We start from the raw sequence: 20957 nt of genomic DNA on the forward strand, positions 1-20957 counted from the left end.
CAGCGGAAGTTCAAGATTCCGCAAAGCAGTCGTTCAATGGTGAAGCTGAGCCGCGAGCGACGGCCTGCCGACCTGAGTCGGCTCGAGCGACTGGTTAGCGATGCTCAAGTAGATACAGGCCACATCTCTCGGCCCATTCACGAACGGGTTCAATGCACGCGGGATTGTTGAAATAGAAGTGATGCGTGTCATCCCAGCTTTCCAAAAATGCGCAGTCCAGCTCGGGTAGGACGACTTGAAAATGACGGTGCCTAAGAGTTTGGCCACCATTCGGCGTGCAGTAATTTGATAGCGCCTCTGGGGAGATGAACTCGCGAAATGTGGTGCGGTCATGCGCGCGCCTGCGAAAAGTAAAGGACAGGACAGGTGTTTCGGCAACAAGCAAAGCACAGAACGCAGCGTGACATGCGTTCCGAATTTGCTGCTCCTCTCGTGGGACATTCTCCAAAAGTCTATTGGCTTCGTCGCGCGTAAGCCAATGATCGAAGACGGTGATCGCCACCCCTCTCGGGATGCCAAAGCGGTTCTCTTCGTTCCAGACTACTGTTTTGAGCCAGGGGTACTGACTCCGCAACTCGGTTTGGCGAATGCTTGATAGATTACGAAGGCGGCGCGCTTGCATGGCTAAATTCTTATGGGGCTCACGCCGCTATCTATCGCCGCGCTTGCGCCCAGCGCCGGCTTGCGTTTCGGCTGTAAACCGTTGAAATTGCTGAGCTTTCTGCCATGCTCTTCAAGCTCTAACCTCATTAAAAATCCTGTGAAAAGAGGCAGTCGTTACATGTTCGCTTATGGCAGAGGCTGTGTAAAAACGCGCCATACGCCCTGGTGCTGCTGGTCTTCTCAGAAATCGACCGCTCAGAACGGCCTACAAGGCACGATCTCGATGCGAGCAATGGTTTAAATACCCCCGCAAAAGTCAGCCATCGACGTTTTCACACAGCCTCGGCCGTATGCCGCCGCAGCAGCGGCACAGCTTTCCCGTGTGAACCTTAGCCGCATCCTACAGATGGCCTCGACGACTTATGTCCACGCCCAAGGTCATCGGGGGATACTGATGCCTTACAGTGAGTGCCAGGCCAGTTACGAAGACAAGTTGGATAGCTGAATCAGGGCCTTCGCCCAAGGCGTCCCAAACGCGAACTTCTGCAATCACTGCGGGTAAATACTTCCGAACCGCGTCGATTTGCTCGGACGCCCTCCAGTTTTCCGGCCAGCCCGCTGGCATCCTTGTCGAACTCGACACTTCCTGCAGTTTGATGCCCAGGGCTGGGTAGGCACCTGGTATTGAAACCTCGCATGGTGAAACTTGGACCGTCGGGGATTCGGCGATAGTCAATCTGACAAGGTCAGTTGCAATAGCCGCTGTTGTTTGGTCTACCCAAGCAGGATGTGTCTTCCTTGGCGGACATATCCAGACAGCCTCGAGCAGCTGATTGATCATCGAAGAAGGGTGCATTTTGTCTAAGTGCCGGACTCCAACGTCCACTCTTGGCCGAGGCTGTGTAAAAACGCGCCATATGCCCTGGTGCTGCTGGTCTTCTCAGAAATCGACCGCTCAGAACGGCCTACAACGCTCGATCTCGATGCGAGCAATGGTTGAAGTACCCCCGCAAAAGTCAGCCATCGACGTTTTCACACAGCCTCGGCCGATAGCGGAAGTCTAGCTGGTGGCTCCAGCGCCCTGTATCACCCAAGAAGGCGACTGGACAAAGCTGCACAGGCCCGATTTGGAAATGACCACGAGCGCCGAACTGAGTGTCCAGCTCCCGCCGTTCCAGCTGTCCAGCTCAGTTCGTCCCCACTGTCCAGCAGCGACCGAAATACGCACTTGCAACTTTATCAGCGACACCTGAAGCCCTCGAGCACATGCGCAGCGTGGCAGGCTGGCAGTGTTCGAGCTGCGACCGGACCCTGCCACTGCCAGCCCGCGAGTTGCACCGGGGAGCGTGCGCGCTGCGCGACGTTGGCGACTGCTCAAGCCTTCACTTCGACCACCTGTTCGAAGCCGCCGAAGATCATGCGTTTGCCGTCGAAGGGCATGGGCGGGTTGCCGGGGGCGGACGGGTCCATGCGCGGGTCTTCCATCATCTTCTTCATGCCTGCCTCGCGTGTGGCCTTGTCCGGCCATTCGACCCACGAAAAGGCCACGGTTTCCTCGGCCGTGGCCTGGACCGCGCGGCGGAAATCGGTGACTTTGCCGTCGGGGACGTCATCGCCCCAGCCCTCGATCACCCGGATGGCGCCCAGCTCGATGAAGATCGGGTCGAGCTTGCGCGCGTGCTCGATGAATTTTTGCTTGTTGGCGGTGGGTACTGCGATCACGAAACCGTCGATGTAAGACATGTCTTGACTCCTGTTGGGTTGACGACCATCCGGCGTGCCCGCCCGTGGGCACCCCGTCATCACACGACGAACGACAGTACGCCCAATCGACATGGGGCGCCTGGAAAGACACGTTTTTTTACCAGTGACTGGAGCGATGCCACTGCAGGACGCCTGTTGCGTCGGCCGCCGCGTTGCGCTCTCGGCAAGGTGCCCATGTGCCCGCGAGCAACCCCATCGCCACCCAGAGCACGGCCCCACGGGGGTGACAGCGGGTTGGCCTACGCTGCGGCCAGTTGGCTGATTCTTGCCATCGCCTTGTGGATCCCCGGGGCGCGGTCCGCAATGTCTTCTCTGTCTACACCAGGGGTGATGGTATCGCTCCCATCCTTGACGGAGGTCATCCGGTGCAGAAAGAGCAGGCTCTCCTTCAAATCGGCGGATTCCGTCACGTCGGACATCAATCCTTTGAAATCCGTGATCACCTCGCGGTAGGCACTGCCGTCCTTTTGCAGGCTGCCGACTTGCCGGTACCACGATGCTTTGCGCAGGTGCTGGAAGAAGGACAGCACTTCGGGCTGGAATACACCCTCCTGCCCATTGACCAGGATATCCCGACCCGGCGCAAACGTCTCGCGGTAGGGGAGCAGGGCTGCGAGCTCATCCGCCTCAATGGCGAAAGGCAGCTCGGCCAGCTTCTTGCGGGGCCCTTTGAGCCAGCGCAGCTTGACTTCCTGCGCATGGTCCGCAAGGGTCTGGGGGATTTTGCCCACCTCTTTTCCGTACATCTGGATGTCCTGGACGATCAGGTAGCGCTCCCCTTGCAGCGCCGTCCGCGCCTCTTCGCACGCCCGCATGATCCAGTAGGCTTGGTCTGCGTCCTTGGCACCGAAGCGCTTGGAGCTCTGGGCAATGAACCCGATGTTCTGCGCCATGTTCCAAGCCGCCACTGCCCAGTAGCGGTGGTCTGTCAGCTTCTCCTGCGAGGGGGATTCGTCATGGATGTACTCGTTCCAGGCACCGCTCGGCGCGGCTCCGATGGCGGCGGCAGTCGATGATTTTGCTGGCGCGCCCAGCCACCCATATCCATGGGCCTTGCCCCCCTCGAAAACACAGAGCGCGTAGTCCTTGCTGCTCTCCTCGGACTCGAAGCGGACAAAGCTCCCATCGCGCACAAAGGGCGCCAGCGCCTCCAAGCGTTGGGATACCCGCTCGGTGATCTTGTCGACATCGATCTCGTCGATTTCCAGCACGTTTCTCTGGCCCTTGCCCTGCCAGCCTATCGCCGCCAGCGCGGCATCGAATGGCATGTCCTCAGCAATCCAGCCCTTGTCCAGCAGGAGCTTGGAAATCTCCTTCGCATGTTTCTTGGCAATCTTGATGTTGATGTCAGTCTGGCGAAACGCGATACCCATTCTCAATTCCTTGCAGAGACTTTTTAAGTGCATGCGCATCCTAAGCGCCTGCAAGGTCCTGGCACTGGACACTTTGTCCAGTGCCAGCATGTCCGCAGGCGCTAGACTTTCGCCTGCAGTTGCAGTGCTCAACCGGTTTGAACCCTTGCTGAATGGTTCAAGCCTCAACAATATCAACAGGGAGGAAAAAATGATTGAAGTCAACGGTGGGGTGGTGGGTGTGTCGGATCGCGCGGTGTTTTTCAGCACGCAAAAAGATCTTGAGCCACGTGCTCTGGCAACGCTCGGCAAGAAGGAAAAAGCCCAATTGGGCGAGCACGGCAGGTTGATCGAGAAGGACAAGGTGGCTTCGGTGCATGCGGCCAAGGATGCACGGTTCACCACGGTGATTACCGCGAAGGGCCTGGGCGACGACATCGGCGTGCATGCCCTGTCGGAGGCCGCCCAAAAGCGCATCGTGGCCAGCGTTCAGGCGCTGATGGGCCAGAGCGGCAAGGCCGAACAGCTGCGGCCAGGGCTCTTGCAACGGTCGGGAAAATCCATCTTCCTTGCCATTGCCACGCTGGTGCTCACCGGGTTGTTCTACTTCGTCGTGTCGTCGATGGGCAATGCATCGGTCGAGGCCTCAGGCAAGCATGCCGGCAAGGAAAAGCTGCTGTACTCCATCGCCAGCACATTGGGCCCCAAGGGCACGCTGTTGGTCGGCGGCGTGATTGCAGCGCTGTTTCTCTTCAGTGCCTACAAGAACAGCAAGAAAAGCTGGTTGACAGAGCGCTATTCTTTCTGAGGATTGCCTCGCTGCTGGGGAGAGCCTGCCCCAGCCATGAGCGGCCGTTCAAGCGCCGCTTGGCGTATTGCACGCAAACCTCCAAATGTACGGGCTTGCCCTGGCGGAGTCGTATCTCCGGTTCCAATGGACGCGGGTCAATGCCCTGCGGGCCCATGAACCGCCCACCCCTTGGCCACGCACTCCGCATCGAACTGTTTTGCCAGGTCGGCCAGCGCAATCGAGCCCAGCCGCGCGATCAGCAGCGCCTCGGCCTGGCGCAGGGCGTCGTCCAGGGCGGCGTTGACCACGCGCTCCACCGCGCATTCGGGGTTGTCGCTGCCGTTGCCGATGGCAAACAGGTGCGGCCCGCCCACGGCGTTGTGGATGTCGAGCAGCGTCACCTTCGCCAGGTCGCAGGCAATCGTCCAGCCGCCGCCATGGCCCTTTTCTGACCGCACATAGCCCGCATCGCGCAGGCCCGCCATCGTGCGGCGCACCACCACGGGGTTGGTCTGCAGCATGGTGGCGATCTGCTCGGAGGTGAAGGGCGCATCGTGCCGCGCCATGTGCAACAGCACGTGGAGCATTCGGGACAAGCGGCTATCACTGCGCATGAGGTTTTGGTCCTTGGATGGAGCGCCTCAAAACACTCTTCTGGCGTCGTTGCTGCGTCTTGTCGTACTGCTCGTACTGCCTGCGACACAGCGCCTAGCTAGAACCGCTTCGCTGAGTGTTGTGAGCCGCTGGGGTGTGATTCTTGAATCATTGTAAGTTGCATGAAATTGGGTGGCGCGTTATCATGAAACTTCAAAAGTATCGTGAATCAAAAGGAACCCCACATGCACTACGACGCCATCGTGATCGGCGGCAGCTATGCCGGCCTGGCTGCAGCAACCCAACTGGCGCGGGCGCGCCGGCGTGTGTTGGTGGTGGACGCCGGCCAGCGCCGCAACCGCTTTGCCGAGCACTCGCACGGCTTTCTCACGCAAGATGGCACGCCTGCAGCCGACATCGCAGCCCAGGGGCGCGCGCAGCTCATGGCCTACCCGACGGTCGAATGGCGCGAGGGCAAGGTCACGGCTGCCGAGCGGGCAGGGCAGGGCTTTCGCGTCGAGGTGAATGGCTTGCCTGATGCCATCGATGCCCGCCGCCTGGTGCTGGCCACCGGCGTCATCGACCACCTGCCCGAGGTGCCCGGGCTGGCCGAGCGCTGGGGGCGCCATGTCTTCCACTGCCCGTACTGCCATGGCTACGAGCTGAACCAGGGCCGCATCGGCGCCTTGGGCGTGTCGCCGTTTTCCATGCACGTCGCGCTGATGCTGCCCGACTGGGGCCAGGCCACCTTCTTCCTGAACGGTGCCTTCGAGCCCGATGCGGACCAGCTGGCGCAGCTGCAGGCGCGCGGCGTGGTGCTGGAGCGGGGCCTCATCGACCGCATCGAAGGCGCCATGGACATCGTGATGCGTGACGGCCGCGTGATTGCGCAAGACGGCCTGTTCACCCTGACCCGCGTGGAGGTGGCCAGCCCCATTGCCCATGCCCTGGGCTGCGAGTTCGAAGACGGGCCCCTGGGCCGCACCATCAAGACCGACGCCATGAAGGCCACCACCGTGCCCGGCGTGTATGCCTGCGGCGACGCGGCGCGCCAGGGCGGCTCGCTGCCGCTGGTGGTGGGCGACGGCACGCTGGCGGGCGCGGCCACGCACCAATCGCTGATCTTTGGCGCGCATTGAAAGCGCGTCATGTGACCGGATGAAACCAATTGGTTTTAATAAAACTAATTGGTAGAAATTAAAACCAAACGGTCATACAATCGGCCCGCGCCCATCTTGGCGTGTGAGTGCATCCCCATATTGAGGAATGAAATCATGAAGAAGACCCTGGTTGCCCTGGCCCTTACCGCAGGCGCCACCTTTAGCGCAATGGCGCAAGACATCGTTGACACCGCCGTGAAGGCCGGTAACTTCAAGACCCTGGTGGCAGCTGTGCAGGCCGCCGGCCTGGTGGACACGCTCAAGGGCCCCGGCCCGTTCACCGTGTTTGCGCCCACCGATGAAGCGTTTGCCAAGATCCCCAAGGCCACCCTCGACGGCCTGCTCAAGGACAAGGCGGCGCTCACCAAGGTGCTCACCTACCACGTGGTGCCCGGCAAGGTCATGGCCAAGGACGTCAAGGCCGGCAAGGTCAAGACCGTGCAGGGCCAGGAGATCACCGTGTCCACCAGCATGGGCGTGATGGTCGACCAGTCCAAGGTCATCGCCACCGACGTCGCCGCCAGCAACGGCGTGATCCATGCCATCGACACGGTGCTGATGCCCAAGTAAGCAGCCCACGGTTTGCGCGCCTGCCCGTGCAAAGCTGCCGGGTGGCGCAGATTCAAGGGGGCCTGTCCGGCAGGCCCCCTCTCTTTTCATCCACTGTCTGACAGCGAGGAGAGATTCCCATGAACACTGCATTCAACCGCCGTACCGTCCTTCTGGCCGCCGCCCTGGGGGCCAGCACCACCGTGCTCCAGGCCTGTGGGGGCAGCGACGACGAACCAGAGCGCAACATCGTCGAGCTGGCGCAGAACACCCCGGAGCTGAGCATCCTGGTCGAGGCCGTGGTGGCCGCCGGGCTGGCGCCCACGCTGAGCACGGGCAGCCTCACCGTGTTTGCCCCCACCAACGCGGCCTTCGCCGCGCTGCTGGCCGAGCTGGGCCTGACCAAAGAGGCGCTGCTGGCCAACAAGCCCCTGCTCACCGCTGTGCTCACCTACCACGTGCTCGGTAGCCGGGTGGTGCGCGCAGACGTACCTCTGGGCAAGGCCATCACCCCGGTCTCCGGCGGCTTCTTCAAGATCGAGTCTGCCAACGGCCTCAAGATCACCGATGGCCGCAACCGCGTCACCACCATCACCAGCACCGACATCCAGGCCAGCAACGGCGTGGTGCACCTGGTGGACCGCGTGCTGCTGCCGGCAGACAAGGACATCGTGGCCACCGCCATGGCAGTGCCCGACTTCAGCATCCTCGTCGAGGCCGTGGCCGCCGCCGGCCTGGTGGCCACGCTGAAAGGCCCCGGCCCGTTCACCGTGTTCGCGCCCACCAATGCCGCCTTTGCGGCGCTGCTGGCCGAGCTGGGCCTGACCAAGGAGGCGCTGCTGGCCGACACCGCCTTGCTGACCCGCGTGCTCACCTACCACGTGGTGCCGGCGCGGGTGCTGAAGGCCGAGGTGCCCGTCAACACCGCCATCGCCACCGTGCAGGGCCAGAGCTTCACGGTCAACCCCAGCCTCGTGATCACCGACCAGAGCCTTCGCACCAGCCGCATCACCGGCACCGATGTGTTTGCCAGCAATGGCGTGGTGCATACGGTGGACCGGGTGCTTTTGCCCAAGTAGGCTGGCCGCACCCTCTGCGCAGTACCCCAGAAACCACGCCGCCGGGCTTCTGGGGGCTGCAACGGATTTTTTGAGTTCATCGCCCATGTCCACCACCGCATCCCCCTGGCTTCGCCGCGCCGCACTGGCCTGGCTTGCCTCCATGGCACTGGCCCTGGCCGCCTGCTCATCCACCGCCCCGCCGCCGGGCATCACCCCTGTCACGCCATTTGACCTGGCGCGCTACGAGGGCCGCTGGTACGAGCTGGCGCGGCTCGACCATTCCTTCGAGCGCGGCATGACGGACGTGAGCGCCACGTACCAGCGCCAGGCGGATGGCAGCGTGCGCGTGCTCAACCGGGGCTTTGACACCACCAAGGGCAGCCAGGGCGGCGAATGGCGCCAGGCCGTGGGCAAGGCACTGTTCACGGGCGATGCGCAGACCGCCTCGCTCAAGGTGTCGTTCTTCGGGCCGTTCTACGGCGGCTACCACGTTGCTGCGCTCGACGCCGACTACGGCTGGGCCCTGGTGGTGGGGCCCGACCGCAGCTACTGCTGGATCCTGTCGCGCAGCAAGCAACTGGCGCCGGGTGTGCGCGAGCAGCTCATCGCCCGCGCCAGCGCGCTGGGCGTCGACACCCAGGCGCTGATCTGGGTAAGCCAGCAGCGCACCGACCCACAGCCATGAGCGCAGCCGCACACGCCCGCCTGCACATCGCCGTGGTCGGCGCCGGCCTGGCCGGCCTGTCGTGCGCGCAGGCACTGCTGCAGGCCGGCCAGGCCGTTCAACTGCTGGACAAGAGCCGGGGTCCCTCGGGCCGCATGGCCACGCGGCGGGCCGAAGACGAGGGCACCGGTGCCTGGCAGTGCGACCATGGCGCCCAGTATTTCACCGCACGCGACCCGGCTTTTCGCGCCGAGGTGGCGCGCTGGCAGGCAGCCGGCGTGGCTGCGCCATGGCCTGCGCGCCTGGCCAGCTTTGATGGCACGGCCTGGACCACGCCGCACACACCGCTGGAGCGCTTTGTGGGCACACCGCGCATGACCGCGCCGGCCGCCTGGCTGGTGCAGCAGGGCCTTGGCGACCACGCGGCCACGCAGTGGCAGACCACGGTGCAGCGGCTGCAGCACACCGGCGAGGGCTGGGCCATCACCTCGGCAGAGCAGGGCCTGCATGCGGCGCACTACGACCGCGTGGTGCTGGCCATGCCCGCGCCGCAGGCCGCAGCGCTGCTCACATCGGTGGCGCCCGATGGCGCTGCCCTGGCCGCCAGTGCCCGCATGCGCGGCAGCTGGGCGGTGATGCTGCGCTATGCCGCACCTGTGGCCTTGCCCTGGGACGGCGCCTTCATCAACGCCGGCCCGCTGCGCTGGGTGGCCCGCGACAGCAGCAAGCCCGGCCGCACCGGTCAGGAGACCTGGTTGCTGCACGCCAGCCCCGAGTGGAGCGAGGCGCACATCGAAGACAGCGCCGAGTCGGTCACCGCCGCCCTGCTGGCCGCATTTGCCGCGCTGGGCGGGCCGCCGCCCGTGGCCGCCACGGCCCACCGCTGGCGCTATGCCGACACCGAGCCCGCGCTGCACCAGGGCTGCTGGTGGAGCAGCGCCCTGGGCCTGGGTGCTTGCGGCGACTGGCTGCACGGCGGCAAGGTCGAGGGCGCCTGGCTCAGCGGCCGCGCGCTGGCGCACCAGATGCTGCAGCCCGCCTGAACCATAGACCCCCTCCATCAAGGCCGCCATGCGCATGCGCAAGAAGCACGACCTGCCGCAGAAAACCTGCCTGCACTGCGGCCTGCCCTTCACCTGGCGCAAGAAGTGGGAGAAGGTGTGGGACGCGGTCAAATACTGCTCTGACCGCTGCCGCAACGAGCGCAAGCGCGCCGGGGGCACGCCATGACCGCCCCCCGCACCGTGCTCTTCTGGTTCCGCAGCGACCTGCGCTTGCACGACCAGGGGGCGCTGGCCGCCGCCCTGGGCAGCGGCACCACCCACCTGGTGCCCGTGCACTGCCAGCCCCCCGCCGGCGAGACCACGCCCTGGGGCTTTGCCCGCAGGGGCCTGCACCGGCGTGCCTTCGAGGGCGCCGCACTGCGCGACCTGGCGGCCGGCATGGCCCGGCTGGGTAACCCCTTGCTGCAGTGCCAGGGCCAGCCCGCCGCCGTGCTGCCCGCGCTGGCCCGCGCCGTGGGCGCCACCGCCGTGGTGTGTGAAGCGATTGCAGCCCCCCATGAGCAGGCCGAGGTGGCCGCCCTGCGCGCAGCCGGCCTGCAGGTGCAGACCGTGTGGCACAGCAGCCTGCTGCAGCCGTGCGATCTGCCCTGGCCCGTGGGCGACCTGCCTGGCGTGTTCACCACCTTTCGGCAGGCGGTGGAGCAGGCCGGCATCCAGCCGCCGCAGCCGCTGCCGGCGCCTGCGGCCCTGCTGCCGCCGCCCGCAGCGCTGACCGATGCGGTGTGGCAAGAGGTGTTGCACGCCGCCGGTGCCGTGGGTGCGGCGCAAGGGCAGGGCGGCCATGGTGACGAGGTGGGCGAGGGCGCCGGCCGCGACATGCGCTCCTCCTTCCCCTACGGCACCCCCGCCTGCGATGGTGGTGAAACCGCCGCGCTGGCCCATGTGCAGCAGTACCTGGCCAGCGGGCAAGCCCACACCTACAAGGCCACCCGCAACGGGCTCACGGGGTTGGGCTACTCCAGCAAGTTCTCGCCCTGGCTGGCCACGGGCGCGCTCTCGGCCCGGCATGCCATGGCCGCGCTGCGCCAATTCGAGGCCGCGCACGGCGCCAACGAGGGCACCTATTGGCTCTGGTTCGAACTGCTGTGGCGCGACTATTTTCGGCTGCTGCACCTGCAGCACGGGCGCACCCTGTACCGTGCGCGCGGCCTCTCGGCCCAGCCGCTGGCGCCGCACAACGCAGCTGGCTTTGCGCGCTGGTGCGCTGGCGATACGGGCGAGCCGCTGGTGGACGCCGCCCTGCGCGAGCTGGCCGCCACCGGCTACCTCAGCAACCGCCTGCGCCAGGTGGTAGCCAGCTACCTCATCCACGACCTGCAGGGCGACTGGCGCGCGGGCGCCGCCTGGTTCGAATCGCAACTGGTGGACTACGACCCGTACAGCAACCAGGGCAACTGGCTCTACATCGCCGGGCGCGGCACCGACCCGCGTGGCGGGCGCCGCTTCAACCCCGCCAAGCAGACGCAAGAGCACGACGCCGACGGCAGCTACCGCCGCCTGTGGGGCACGGCATGACACGCCCTGGCCGCGAGGCCGCACCCGCCCACACCCTGCGCCTGGTGCTGGGCGACCAGCTCAACCCGCAGCACAGCTGGATTGCCACACGCGACGCGGGTGTGGTCTATGTGCTGATGGAGGTGCGGCAAGAGACCGACTACGTGCTGCACCACGCGCAGAAGATCCTCGCCATCTTTGCCGCCATGCGCGACCTGGCGCGGCACCTGCGCAGCGCCGGGCACCGCGTGCGCTACGTGGCCATCGACGACGCCAGCAACCGCCAGTCCGTGCCCGGCAACCTGGCCGCCCTCATGGCGCACTACGGCGCGCAGCGGTTTGAGTACCAGCACCCCGACGAATGGCGGCTCGACGAACAGTTGCGACACTGGTGCGCAGAGCAGCCCTTTGCCACACAGGCCGTGGGCAGCGAACATTTCTACACCACCCGCAGCGAGGTGGCCGAGGTGTTTGCAGGCCGCAAGCAGTGGCTCATGGAGCACTTCTACCGCCGCATGCGCCACCAGCACGGCGTGCTGATCGACGAAGCCGGCGAGCCCGAGGGCGGCCAGTGGAACTACGACCACGACAACCGCAAGCCCTGGCCCGGCACCCCGGCCACCCCGCCCGATGCGCGGCCTGTGCACGACCACAGCGCCCTGTGGGCCACCATCGTGGCCGCCGGGGTGCAGAGCTTTGGCAACCCGCAGGCCGGGCAGCTGCGCTGGCCGCTGAACCGGGCCGAGGCCCTGGCCGGGCTCGACCACTTCATCGCCACCACGCTGGCGCACTTTGGCGAGTACGAAGACGCCATGAGCACGCGCAGCCCGCACCTGTTCCACTCCCTGCTGTCGTTTGCCCTCAACACCAAGATGCTGCAGCCGCGCGAGGTGGTGCAGCGCGCCCAGGCCGCATGGCAGGCCGGCACTGCGCCGCTGGCGGCGGTGGAGGGCTTCATCCGCCAGATCCTGGGCTGGCGCGAATACGTGCGCGGCATCTACTGGGCCCACATGCCCGGCTACGACGAGCGCAACGCCCTGGGCCACACCGCGCCGCTGCCGCAGTGGTTCTGGAGCGGTGATACCCGCATGCGCTGCCTGCAGCATGCGGTGGGGCAATCGCTCGACGGTGCCTACGCCCACCACATCCAGCGCCTCATGGTCATCGGCAACTTTGCCCTGCTGGCCGGGCTGGACCCTGCGGCCGTGCACCGCTGGTACCTGGGGGTCTACATCGACGCCTTCGAGTGGGTCGAACTGCCCAACACCCTGGGCATGAGCCAGTTCGCCGACGGCGGCCTGCTGGCCACCAAGCCCTATGTCAGCAGCGCCGCCTACATCGACCGCATGGGCGACTACTGCAAGGGCTGCCACTACGACAAGAAGCTGAAGGTGGGCGAGCGCGCCTGCCCCTACAACGCGCTGTACTGGGACTTCTTTGCCCGCAACGAAGCCACGCTGGGCAGCAACTTCCGCCTGGGCATGGTGTACCGCCAGCTGCAGAAAATGCAGGGTCCGCAGCTGGAGGCCTTGCGTGGGCATGCCAGCTATCTGCGCTCTAACCTGGACACGCTGTAAAGCGCAGCGTGCAGCGACCGCCAAGAGCGGTCATTCAAACTGCCCCGTACTTTTGTCAACAGCGTGTGGACAAACGTCTAAGCCTTGGACGTCAATTGCTGGAACAGGAAACTGTAGAGCAATGCCTCCCTTCGCGCGTGGATGTTAGGGTCCGTCCGCCCCGAATGGCCGCCGGCGATCTCTTCATACAGCCACACTTTGGCATGGCCCAGTGCCCGCAGATGCGCCACCATCTTTCGTGCGTGTGCAGGATGCACCCGGTCATCGTTGCGATTGCCCAGAAAGAGGATAGGGGGGTAAGAAACCGTCGCACTCGCGGGCTTTGCATTCTGGTAAGGCGACCAGCGTGCCAGCGATTCGCGATCGGCTGGCTTGTCCGGATCGCCGTATTCTTCCATCCAGGATGCGCCGGCAAACAGCCTTGAAAAGCCCAGCATGTCCGTCAGCGGCACCCTCGACACCACGGCGCCGAACAGTTCGGGGCGCTGCACCATCACCGCTGTGACGAGCGCGCCGCCATTGCTTGCACCATAGATGCCAAGCCGCGCGGGCTGCGCTATGCCGCGCTGCGCCAGATCCGCCGCAACCGCGATGAAATCGTCGAAAGCGCGCTGCCGCCCGGTGCCCTTGGCGGCCAGCGCCCAGGCCGGCCCGAACTCGCCCCCGCCGCGGATATGCGCCATCACATAGACACCGCCGTACTGCAACCAGTTGATGCCCGGCATGCGCTGGTAATCCAACTCCAGCGCAATGCCGAATCCGCCATAGCCGTACAGCAGCACTGGCGCATCGGCGGCAGGCTGTGCGGGCCCGATCAAAGTATAGGGGACCATCGTCCCGTCGTTCGAGCGGGCCTGAAATTGGCGCACCACCATGCCATCGGCCTTGAACGCCTCGGCCTGCGTTTTCAGGGGTTCTGGCCACGGCTGCGGTGCGGAGACATCCACCAAGGCCAGCGCCTGCGGGGTTACCGGTGCCTGGGTAGTCAGCCAGACCCGATTGTCTTTTGCGGCTTGTTCGGCACGCACATGCACCACACCAGCGTCGGGCGCGGGCAGCGAGCCAAAGGCAAACGCCTTGCCGTCCCAGCGCGCAAAGGTGAGACGCGGGCGCATGTCCTCACTGGATGCAATCACGATGCCGTCGCGCACCGCATCCGTCCAGGCCAGGCGCTTGCGCGGCTCGCCTGCAAACAGCAGATGCAGCTCACGCGTCGCCTGCATGGCCTGGGGCAACGCCATGGCGATCAGGCTACCCTCGCTGAAAGTGCGGCCGCTCGTGGTCCATGGCGAACGCAGCAGCGCCAGCAGCCAATCGCGCTCAATCCAGGCATCGGCGTCATCTGGCAGGTCAATCCTGGTGAGCGTGCCGTCAAGGTGCAGCAGGTGCCGCTCTGCCTGGTGGAACTGCCTGTTTCGTCGCACCAGTGCCATGGGGGGCAGGCCGTCGCGCCCGCCCGACCGGACTGAGACCGACACATCCGAAGGCTGGCCGCGCAGCAGTTCGGGTGCTGAGGCCAGGGGCGTGCCACGTTTCCAGCGCCGCGCCGTCATCGCGTAGCCGCTGGTGGTGGTGGTGCCCGGCCCGAAGTCGGCCGCCACCAGCACCTCGTCTGCGCCGAACCAGCCCGCCGTCATCTTTGCCGCAGGGATGTTGAAACCGCCGGACACGAATGCGCGATTGTCCAGGTCGAACTCTCGCATCTCGACCTTGTCCTCGCCGCCCGAGGACAGAAAGATCAGCGCGCGCTGCGTCGATGCGTGCACAGCCATGCCGGTGTAGACCAGGTTTCGCGATTCTTCGCGCGCCAGGTCGTCGAAGTTGATCAGCACCCTCCACGAAGGTCGCTCTTTCGAGAATTCTTCCAGTGATGTGCGCCGCAAGATCCCGTGGGGCTGTCGCGCACTACGGTAGAAGTTGTAGAGGTGGTCACCGTGCCGGGCGGGAAACTGGATATTTGCCGGATTCGAGAGGCTTGCCAGCACGTCTCTGCGGCGCCGCGCGAAATCTGACTGACGCTCGACCAATGCCATCGCTTCGCTATTGCGTGCGTTGACCCACTCCAGCGCGCGCGTCGAATCGACATCCTCCAGCCATGCGTGCGGGTCAGTAGGCACTGCCTGCGCCAGCACCGTGCCTGATGCCAACAACCCCCATCCCAACGGCCATGCGGCCAGATCCCTGCGCTTGATGTCCATGGCTCCTCCCTGTTGTGGCCGCATTGTGCATGGTGCCTGAAGTCGGCTTAACGGCAGCCAAAGGCGCCATGCGCACCGGGTCGCGGTTGCTTTGGGCGTGGATGTGCTGAGGGTATGGAGCCTGTAGCGACGTTCAAGGCCTTTCCTCAATCCATCTGATGGTGTGACCCGGCCTTGCAATTCACGACGACAAGCTGCGGTCGAGGAACCCGGGACTCAGCGCACTGATCTGGCTCAGATGCAGTCCGTTAATGGAAACCCTTGGGGGGGGGCGCTGATACGATGGGCGCCAACGGTCCGTTCCTGCCGCTCGGTGACCCGAAATGGGCGCCGGAACATTGCCCATGGCTACAGTCAACCTGCAGCCAACAGACGTGTCGAGGGCTGGTGGAGCCCTTCACAACCAAGACCTGCACCCCCCACTTGTTCGAGATGACTACCTTTCACCATGGATAAATTCTTGCTGCAACAGCAGGTGCTGGAACGGCTCGCCGAAGACCTGCGGCAAGCCGAAGAGGCAGTGCGGGCGGCCCATGACACGGCGACCCACGAAGAGAACATCGCCGAAAACAAATACGACACACTGGGACTCGAAGCCGCCTACCTGGCCACCGGCCAGGCCCGGCGCGCCGAAGCCATCCGCCAGGCATTGGCCCATTGGCGCCAATGGCGCCCGCGCCCCTACGACGCCAGCCAAGGCATACAGCTGGGCGCGCTGGTCTGCCTGGTCGATTCCGACGACAGGCAGCAACAGCTCTTTCTCGGCCCGGATGGGGGCAGCATGAAGCTGCTCAGCGGCACTCAGCCCGTTCAGGTCATCAGCAGCGAAGCCCCTTTGGGCCGGGCCATGCTGGGTAAATGCGAGGGCGATGAGGTGTCGATACAGTTGGCTCCAACCCGACAGCAGTTCGAGGTGCTGCGGGTCTATTGAGAGCGGCTAACCAACAACGCCCGAAGAATTTTGTTCGCCGCAGCCCACTTGACCAAACCCGATGAATGAAGCCGAACTCAATGCAGGGCTCTGCGCCACGCCGCAATACCGCTACGCGGATCGCCTCGGCGATCGTCTGTTTGTGGCTGGGCAGGTGCCTCTCGACTCCCATGGCCACTTGGTAGGCCCACAGGACCCGGGCGCACAAGCCTTGCAGTGCTTGCGCAACCTGGAGCAGCTCCTCGCAGTGCACGAATTTCAAGTCAAGGACATTCGACAGTTGGTCGTGTACGTGATCGGAGACCAAGCAAGTCTCTCTGCGGCATGGTCAGCGGTCGCAGGCTGGTTTGGTGGCCAGGTTCCGCCAGCGACCCTGCTGGGTGTTGCCGGACTGGGCTACGTGGGACAACTCGTAGAGATTGACGCCACCGTGATCAAGGCCTGAGGGCATCGCATCGCATCACATGGCGCTTGGCCCTTCCATCGAAGGGACCAGCATCTGTTGACGGGACAGAACACTGGTCGGACGCTCACTGTTCGCCGGTTTCGCTTTTCTTCTTCTTGTCTTGGTCGTAATGCCATTTGATGGCGAAAAACATGCCCGTGCCGAACACGAGAACCTTGAACACAATGAAGACTACAGGGACCCAATCCATCTTTTCCTCGCTATCACTGGATACTAATTGCAGTGATCGTAGCAAGCCTGAAGGTACATAGCGCTGGACATTTTGTCTCACCCACCCGGAGCAACGCGGGCTGAATTTACCGCGCCTCAGCCCCCGCGCGAGCCGGCCACGCCTGCATTGCCGTGGTGGCTACGCGCAGCAGCTTCTCGCGCGGCGCGCCGTCGCGTGCCAGGGTCGATATGCCCTGTATCACCGCCATCACATGCCCGGCCAGGGCATCGGCGTCGGCGCTGGTCGGTAGCTCGCCGCTGGCGATGGCCTGGGCAATGCGCTGCTCCAGCATCGCCTCGATGCCGCGGCGCAGGCCGGCCAGGGTTTCCTTAACCTCGCTGGCTGCGTCCGAGCAGCTGATGGCCGAGCTGGCCAGCAGGCAGCCGGCGGGCGTGTCCGCACCGCTGGAGCCGATGGCCGCCGCCTGCAGCAGGCCCCAGGCGGCATCGCGCGCCGAGGCCGCGCCGTCGATGATGGTCTGCGAGGTGACCGGGCCGCCGGACACATAGTGCCCCACGGCCGCCAGAAACAGCCCCTTCTTGTCGCCAAACACCGTGTAGATGCTGGACGGCGTGACCCCCAGCGCGGTGGTCAGGTCGTTGAGCGAGGTGGCCTCGTAGCCGTGCTGCCAGAACAGCAGCATGGCCTGGTTCAGCGCCACGTCCCGGTCGAACGACAGGGGGCGGCCTTTGCGGCGATGGGCAGCGGGTTCCTTGGTTTTCATAGCGAGCACTATGAAATCGATTGCCCGGTTTGGCAAGGGCTGCTATATTTTCCTATCAATCACTAGGAAATCAATCCATGTCCCTCACCGACTACCGCACGCTGGGCCGCTCGGGCTTGGCCGTCAGCCCCCTGGCGCTGGGCACCATGACCTTTGGCGCGCCCCGCTGGGGCTCGGGCGAGGCCGCTTCGCGCGGTGTGTTCAACGCCTATGTGGAGGCCGGCGGCAACTTCGTGGACACGGCAGACGTGTACTCCAGCGGCGCCAGCGAGGAGATGCTGGGCGGCTTCATCGCCGAGCGCGGCCTGCGCGAGCGCATCGTCATCGCCACCAAGGCGGGCTTCTCGGCAGGGCAGGGGCCGCATGCCGGGGGCAACGGCGCCAAGCATGTGCATGCCGCACTGCACGGCTCGCTGCGCCGCCTGCAGACCGACCATGTGGACCTGTACTGGGTGCATGTGTGGGACTCGGCCACCCCGGCCGAGGAGCTGCTGGAGACCATGGCCGCCCTGGTGCGCAGCGGCAAGGTGCGCTACTGGGGCGTCTCCAACGCGCCAGCCTGGTACGCCGCCCAGTTGGCCGCGCTGGCCGCCGTGCGGGGCCTGCCTCGGCCCATCGGCCTGCAGTATTTCTACTCGCTGGCCAACCGCGACATCGAAGACGAGCATGTGCCCCTGGCCGGCGAATTCGGCATGGGCATCGTGCCCTGGAGCCCGCTGGCCTTCGGCTTTCTGGCAGGCAAGTACGACCGGGCCACGGTGGAGGCCGGCGCACCCCGCGCAGGCGGCCTGCCGCGCGAAGTGGCCGCAGCCGGCCAAGAGCGCCCGGCCGGCGACAAGCGGCTGGACGGCGCCAACCCGTTCGGCGATTCCCTCTTCACCGAGCGCAATTGGGCCATCGTCGATGTGCTGCGCCGCGTGGCCGCCGAAGCCGGGCAGACCCCCGCGCGCGTGGCCCTGGCCTGGGTCACCGGCCGGCCCGGCATCACCTCTACCCTCATGGGTGTGAGCAGGGTGGAGCAGGTGGCCGACAACATCGCCGCGCTGGATGTGGTGCTGTCCCCAGAGCACCGCGCCGCGCTCGACGAGGTGAGCGCATCGCCGCCGCGCATGCTCTACAACCTGTTCACCCCGGCCGCGCGCCAGCAGCTGGTGTCGGGCGGGGATGCGGTCGCGCCCTGGCGTGCCTGAGCCGCAGCGCGCCAGCTTGCTACGCTGCGCACACCTCCAGCACCAGCCCCCGCAGCCAGCGGTGCGCCGGGTCGGCATGCAGGCGCGGGTGCCACAGCAGTGACACGGTGATCTCGGGCACCGGCACGGGCAGGGCAAAGCTGTGCAGGCCTGCGCGCAGGCCTGCGGTGTGGCGCTCGGGCACGGTAGCGATCAAATCGGTGGCGCGGGCCAGCGCCAGCGCGGTGGCAAAGCCGCTCACGATGGTGGCGATATCGCGTGCCAGGCCCAGCGGGCCCATCACCTGCTCGATGGGCCCTTGCTCCAGCCCGCGGCGTGACACGGCGATGTGCCGGCCGGCCACGTAGCGCTTCGTCGTCACCTTGCCTTTGCTCAGCGGGTGCCCCGCGCGCACCACGCCCACGAAGCGGTCGCGCAGCAGCGCCTGCACCCGCACCTCGGGGCCCATGGCGGGGCCGAGCACGCCGGTCTCCAGGTCCACCTCACCATCGCGCAGCGGGGTGCTGTCCTTGTCGGGCTTTTGCACAAAGCGCAGGCGCACGCCCGGCGCCTCGGCCGCCACGCGGGTGATCAGCGCGGGGCCGAAGGTCTCGGCAAAGCCATCGCTGGTGCGCAGGGTGAAGGTGCGTGTGAGCTGCGCCAGGTCGGGCGCCTGGGCAGGGCGCAGCACGGCCTCGGTGTCGTGGACCAACTGGCCCACGCGCTCGCGCAGCTCCAACGCGCGGGGCGTGGGCACCAGGCCGCGCCCGGCGCGCACCAAGAGCGGGTCACCCGTGGTCTCGCGCAGGCGCGCCAGCGCCCGGCTCATGGCCGAGGGGCTCAGGTGCAGGCGCCTGGCGGCGCGCGCCACATTGCCTTCGGTCAGCAGCACATCCAGGGTGACGAGCAGGTTCAGGTCAGGGCGAGACACGCACCGAACATACCAGATGGCATGGCGTCTGGTGCACTGATTGAATGCAAATGCTGCGCCTTCCGCCAGGAATCGCAACGGCCTACGCTCGGTGCATCCCTCTGAATCCTGCCGTCGTACCATGACCCAACCCGCCCTTACCACCCCCCCAAACACCTCGTCCCCCGCCGCGCCGCGCGGTGTGCTGGCCAGCCTGTCGCTGGCGATGCTGTTGTCCTCGCTGGGCACCAGCATCGCCAATGTGGGCCTGCCCACGCTGGCACAGGCCTTTGGCGCCAGCTTTCAGCAGGTGCAGTGGGTGGTGCTGGCCTACCTGCTCGCTATCACAACGGTGGTGGTCAGCGTGGGGCGCCTGGGCGACCTGCTGGGCCGCAGGCGCTTGCTGCTGGCGGGCATTGCCTTGTTCACCGGGGCATCGCTGCTGTGCGGCCTGGCGCCGTCGCTCTGGCTGCTGATCGCCGCGCGCGCCGTGCAGGGCCTGGGTGCCGCCGTGATGATGGCGCTGGCCATGGCCCTGGTGGCCGACGCGGTGCCCAAGGCGCGCACCGGCAGCGCCATGGGCCTGCTGGGCACCATGTCGGCCGTGGGCACGGCGCTGGGGCCCACACTGGGCGGGGTGCTGATCGCGGGCTGGGGCTGGCCGGCGCTGTTCTTCATCAACCTGCCGCTGGGCGGGGCCGCGATGTGGCTGGCACGCCGCTACCTGCCGGCGGACCGCGAGCGGGCCGCCACACAGCGCCCGCGCTTCGACATGGCCGGCACGGTGCTGCTTGCGGCCACACTGGCCGCCTATGCGCTGGCCATGACGCTGGGGCATGGCAGCTTCGGCACGTTGAATGCAGCGCTGCTGGTGTGCGCTGGCGCAGGCCTGGCCCTGTTCGTGGGGGTGGAGCACCGGGCAGCGGGCCGCGCAGGTGGCGCCGCGCCGCTGGTGCCCCTGGCGCTGTTCAAGGGCCCTGCACTGGGCGCCGGCTTTGCCATGGGCGCGCTGGTCACCACCGTGGTCATGGCCACGCTGGTGGTGGGCCCGTTCTACCTGTCGGGCGCGCTGGGGCTGGGTGCGGCGCAGGTGGGCCTGGCCATGTCGTGCGGGCCGCTGGTGTCGGCCCTGGCTGGTGTGCCGGCCGGCCGCCTGGTGGACCGCCTGGGCACCCAACGCACCACCGTGGCCGGGCTCATCGCCATGGCGGCGGGCTCGGCTGCGCTGGCGCTGCTGCCTACCGGCCTGGGCGTGACCGGCTATGTGTCAGCGCTGGCCGTCATCACCGCTGGCTACGCACTGTTCCAGGCCGCCAACAACACGGCGGTGATGGCGGCCACGGCGCTGCAGCCGCAGCAGCGCGGCGTCACTTCGGGCCTGCTCAACCTCTCGCGCAACCTGGGCCTGGTCACTGGTGCATCGGCCATGGGTGCGGTGTTCGCGTGGGCTGCCGGCAGCCAGGGCATCGCCACGGCGCAGCCCGGTGCGCTGGCCGCGGGCATGCAGGCCACGTTCGGCGTGGCGGCGGTGCTGGTGGGAGTGGCGCTGGGGATTGCGCTGGCGTGGGGTGGCGTGCGCCCGGCAGGCTCTGGGCGGCCTGTATAGAACCTGCGGGCCGGCGCCGACCCTGGAGGCTTGCGGTATGCTTTTGCGAGCGGCTGCCCCGTGCTGCTTG

20 protein-coding genes are annotated in these 20957 nt (G+C 66.0%); 13 read left to right on the top strand and 7 right to left on the bottom strand.

Features of this window, described 5'->3' with window-relative positions:
* Positions 1-94 precede the first annotated feature (94 nt).
* The 3 genes from ASE31_RS31910 to ASE31_RS24205 form a co-directional block, all read right to left on the bottom strand.
* Positions 95-622, bottom strand: a complete 528-nt coding sequence (locus tag ASE31_RS31910; protein WP_157412638.1) for a hypothetical protein — start codon at positions 620-622, stop codon at positions 95-97.
* A 1355-nt stretch (positions 623-1977) separates the two neighbouring features.
* Positions 1978-2346 (bottom strand): DUF1428 domain-containing protein, encoded by a 369-nt coding sequence (locus ASE31_RS24200; RefSeq protein ID WP_057204488.1) that lies wholly within the window; start codon positions 2344-2346, stop codon positions 1978-1980.
* Positions 2347-2606: 260 nt separating this feature from the next.
* Positions 2607-3740: a hypothetical protein gene (locus tag ASE31_RS24205; RefSeq protein ID WP_235514751.1), complete on the bottom strand. Its 1134-nt coding sequence runs from the start codon at positions 3738-3740 to the stop codon at positions 2607-2609.
* A 31-nt stretch (positions 3741-3771) separates the two neighbouring features.
* On the opposite strand from ASE31_RS24205, the gene ASE31_RS24210 reads away from it, so the two are divergent.
* Positions 3772-4527: a hypothetical protein gene (locus ASE31_RS24210; RefSeq protein ID WP_162261431.1), complete on the top strand. Its 756-nt coding sequence runs from the start codon at positions 3772-3774 to the stop codon at positions 4525-4527.
* 137 nt (positions 4528-4664) lie between these two features.
* Here ASE31_RS24210 and ASE31_RS24215 read toward each other — a convergent pair whose 3' ends face one another.
* Entirely contained in the window at positions 4665-5123 is a 459-nt protein-coding gene (locus ASE31_RS24215) for an Rrf2 family transcriptional regulator (protein WP_057204491.1), read from the bottom strand.
* Between the two features lie 225 nt (positions 5124-5348).
* Between ASE31_RS24215 and ASE31_RS24220 the strand changes: the two genes are divergently transcribed.
* The 8 genes from ASE31_RS24220 to ASE31_RS24250 all read left to right on the top strand — a co-directional run bounded on the left by ASE31_RS24220 (position 5349) and on the right by ASE31_RS24250 (position 12672).
* On the top strand, positions 5349-6242 hold the full coding sequence (locus ASE31_RS24220; protein WP_057204492.1) for an NAD(P)/FAD-dependent oxidoreductase: 894 nt from the start codon (positions 5349-5351) through the stop codon (positions 6240-6242).
* A 135-nt stretch (positions 6243-6377) separates the two neighbouring features.
* A complete protein-coding gene (locus tag ASE31_RS24225; protein ID WP_057204493.1) occupies positions 6378-6833 on the top strand; it encodes a fasciclin domain-containing protein in 456 nt (151 codons plus the stop codon).
* Between the two features lie 119 nt (positions 6834-6952).
* Positions 6953-7891 carry a fasciclin domain-containing protein gene (locus ASE31_RS24230; protein ID WP_057204494.1) on the top strand — a complete coding sequence of 313 codons (939 nt, stop codon included), beginning with the start codon at positions 6953-6955 and terminating at the stop codon, positions 7889-7891.
* A gap of 85 nt (positions 7892-7976) precedes the next feature.
* Positions 7977-8558 carry a lipocalin family protein gene (locus ASE31_RS24235; RefSeq protein WP_057204495.1) on the top strand — a complete coding sequence of 194 codons (582 nt, stop codon included), beginning with the start codon at positions 7977-7979 and terminating at the stop codon, positions 8556-8558.
* The gene (locus ASE31_RS24240; RefSeq protein ID WP_057204496.1) at positions 8555-9580 is read left to right on the top strand and encodes an NAD(P)/FAD-dependent oxidoreductase; all 1026 of its coding nucleotides are present in this window, start codon (positions 8555-8557) and stop codon (positions 9578-9580) included. Before ASE31_RS24235 ends, ASE31_RS24240 begins: the two co-directional genes overlap by 4 nt.
* A 28-nt stretch (positions 9581-9608) precedes the next feature.
* Complete coding sequence (locus tag ASE31_RS31235) at positions 9609-9767, top strand: DUF2256 domain-containing protein (RefSeq protein WP_082604345.1); 159 nt, start codon at positions 9609-9611, stop codon at positions 9765-9767.
* Positions 9764-11116, top strand: a complete 1353-nt coding sequence (locus ASE31_RS24245) for a DASH family cryptochrome (protein WP_057204497.1) — start codon at positions 9764-9766, stop codon at positions 11114-11116. Before ASE31_RS31235 ends, ASE31_RS24245 begins: the two co-directional genes overlap by 4 nt.
* Entirely contained in the window at positions 11113-12672 is a 1560-nt protein-coding gene (locus ASE31_RS24250; RefSeq protein WP_057204635.1) for a cryptochrome/photolyase family protein, read from the top strand. The genes ASE31_RS24245 and ASE31_RS24250 overlap by 4 nt, the downstream gene beginning before the upstream one ends.
* A gap of 77 nt (positions 12673-12749) precedes the next feature.
* On the opposite strand, the gene ASE31_RS24255 is transcribed toward ASE31_RS24250, so the two are convergent.
* Entirely contained in the window at positions 12750-14870 is a 2121-nt protein-coding gene (locus ASE31_RS24255) for a prolyl oligopeptidase family protein (protein WP_162261435.1), read from the bottom strand.
* Between the two features lie 448 nt (positions 14871-15318).
* Between ASE31_RS24255 and ASE31_RS24260 the strand changes: the two genes are divergently transcribed.
* Positions 15319-15801: a GreA/GreB family elongation factor gene (locus ASE31_RS24260; RefSeq protein ID WP_057204499.1), complete on the top strand. Its 483-nt coding sequence runs from the start codon at positions 15319-15321 to the stop codon at positions 15799-15801.
* A gap of 61 nt (positions 15802-15862) precedes the next feature.
* Positions 15863-16246, top strand: coding sequence for a RidA family protein (locus ASE31_RS24265; protein ID WP_057204500.1), 384 nt, complete (start codon positions 15863-15865; stop codon positions 16244-16246).
* A gap of 317 nt (positions 16247-16563) precedes the next feature.
* Here ASE31_RS24265 and ASE31_RS24270 read toward each other — a convergent pair whose 3' ends face one another.
* Positions 16564-17202 (bottom strand): TetR/AcrR family transcriptional regulator, encoded by a 639-nt coding sequence (locus tag ASE31_RS24270; RefSeq protein ID WP_057204501.1) that lies wholly within the window; start codon positions 17200-17202, stop codon positions 16564-16566.
* A 77-nt stretch (positions 17203-17279) separates the two neighbouring features.
* Here ASE31_RS24270 and ASE31_RS24275 point away from each other — a divergent pair, with 77 nt between their 5' ends.
* Positions 17280-18392 (top strand): aldo/keto reductase, encoded by a 1113-nt coding sequence (locus tag ASE31_RS24275; RefSeq protein WP_057204502.1) that lies wholly within the window; start codon positions 17280-17282, stop codon positions 18390-18392.
* 19 nt (positions 18393-18411) lie between these two features.
* On the opposite strand, the gene ASE31_RS24280 is transcribed toward ASE31_RS24275, so the two are convergent.
* Positions 18412-19302 (bottom strand): LysR family transcriptional regulator, encoded by an 891-nt coding sequence (locus ASE31_RS24280; protein WP_057204503.1) that lies wholly within the window; start codon positions 19300-19302, stop codon positions 18412-18414.
* Between the two features lie 121 nt (positions 19303-19423).
* Between ASE31_RS24280 and ASE31_RS24285 the strand changes: the two genes are divergently transcribed.
* Complete coding sequence (locus ASE31_RS24285) at positions 19424-20887, top strand: MFS transporter (protein WP_057204504.1); 1464 nt, start codon at positions 19424-19426, stop codon at positions 20885-20887.
* The last annotated feature ends 70 nt before the right edge of the window (positions 20888-20957 follow it).

Origin of the sequence: Acidovorax sp. Root217 (genome assembly GCF_001428645.1) — a bacterium.
Lineage (GTDB): Bacteria > Pseudomonadota > Gammaproteobacteria > Burkholderiales > Burkholderiaceae_C > Acidovorax.

Excerpts from the sequence above, each read along its gene's own strand:
- ASE31_RS31910 (WP_157412638.1), bottom strand. The coding sequence starts at position 622 with ATGCAAGCGCGCCGCCTTCGTAATCTATCAAGCATTCGCCAAACCGAG.
- ASE31_RS24200 (WP_057204488.1), bottom strand. The coding sequence starts at position 2,346 with ATGTCTTACATCGACGGTTTCGTGATCGCAGTACCCACCGCCAACAAG.
- ASE31_RS24205 (WP_235514751.1), bottom strand. The coding sequence starts at position 3,740 with ATGGGTATCGCGTTTCGCCAGACTGACATCAACATCAAGATTGCCAAG.
- ASE31_RS24210 (WP_162261431.1), top strand. The coding sequence starts at position 3,772 with ATGCGCATCCTAAGCGCCTGCAAGGTCCTGGCACTGGACACTTTGTCC.
- ASE31_RS24215 (WP_057204491.1), bottom strand. The coding sequence starts at position 5,123 with ATGCGCAGTGATAGCCGCTTGTCCCGAATGCTCCACGTGCTGTTGCAC.
- ASE31_RS24220 (WP_057204492.1), top strand. The coding sequence starts at position 5,349 with ATGCACTACGACGCCATCGTGATCGGCGGCAGCTATGCCGGCCTGGCT.
- ASE31_RS24225 (WP_057204493.1), top strand. The coding sequence starts at position 6,378 with ATGAAGAAGACCCTGGTTGCCCTGGCCCTTACCGCAGGCGCCACCTTT.
- ASE31_RS24230 (WP_057204494.1), top strand. The coding sequence starts at position 6,953 with ATGAACACTGCATTCAACCGCCGTACCGTCCTTCTGGCCGCCGCCCTG.
- ASE31_RS24235 (WP_057204495.1), top strand. The coding sequence starts at position 7,977 with ATGTCCACCACCGCATCCCCCTGGCTTCGCCGCGCCGCACTGGCCTGG.
- ASE31_RS24240 (WP_057204496.1), top strand. The coding sequence starts at position 8,555 with ATGAGCGCAGCCGCACACGCCCGCCTGCACATCGCCGTGGTCGGCGCC.
- ASE31_RS31235 (WP_082604345.1), top strand. The coding sequence starts at position 9,609 with ATGCGCATGCGCAAGAAGCACGACCTGCCGCAGAAAACCTGCCTGCAC.
- ASE31_RS24245 (WP_057204497.1), top strand. The coding sequence starts at position 9,764 with ATGACCGCCCCCCGCACCGTGCTCTTCTGGTTCCGCAGCGACCTGCGC.
- ASE31_RS24250 (WP_057204635.1), top strand. The coding sequence starts at position 11,113 with ATGACACGCCCTGGCCGCGAGGCCGCACCCGCCCACACCCTGCGCCTG.
- ASE31_RS24255 (WP_162261435.1), bottom strand. The coding sequence starts at position 14,870 with ATGGACATCAAGCGCAGGGATCTGGCCGCATGGCCGTTGGGATGGGGG.
- ASE31_RS24260 (WP_057204499.1), top strand. The coding sequence starts at position 15,319 with ATGGATAAATTCTTGCTGCAACAGCAGGTGCTGGAACGGCTCGCCGAA.
- ASE31_RS24265 (WP_057204500.1), top strand. The coding sequence starts at position 15,863 with ATGAATGAAGCCGAACTCAATGCAGGGCTCTGCGCCACGCCGCAATAC.
- ASE31_RS24270 (WP_057204501.1), bottom strand. The coding sequence starts at position 17,202 with ATGAAAACCAAGGAACCCGCTGCCCATCGCCGCAAAGGCCGCCCCCTG.
- ASE31_RS24275 (WP_057204502.1), top strand. The coding sequence starts at position 17,280 with ATGTCCCTCACCGACTACCGCACGCTGGGCCGCTCGGGCTTGGCCGTC.
- ASE31_RS24285 (WP_057204504.1), top strand. The coding sequence starts at position 19,424 with ATGACCCAACCCGCCCTTACCACCCCCCCAAACACCTCGTCCCCCGCC.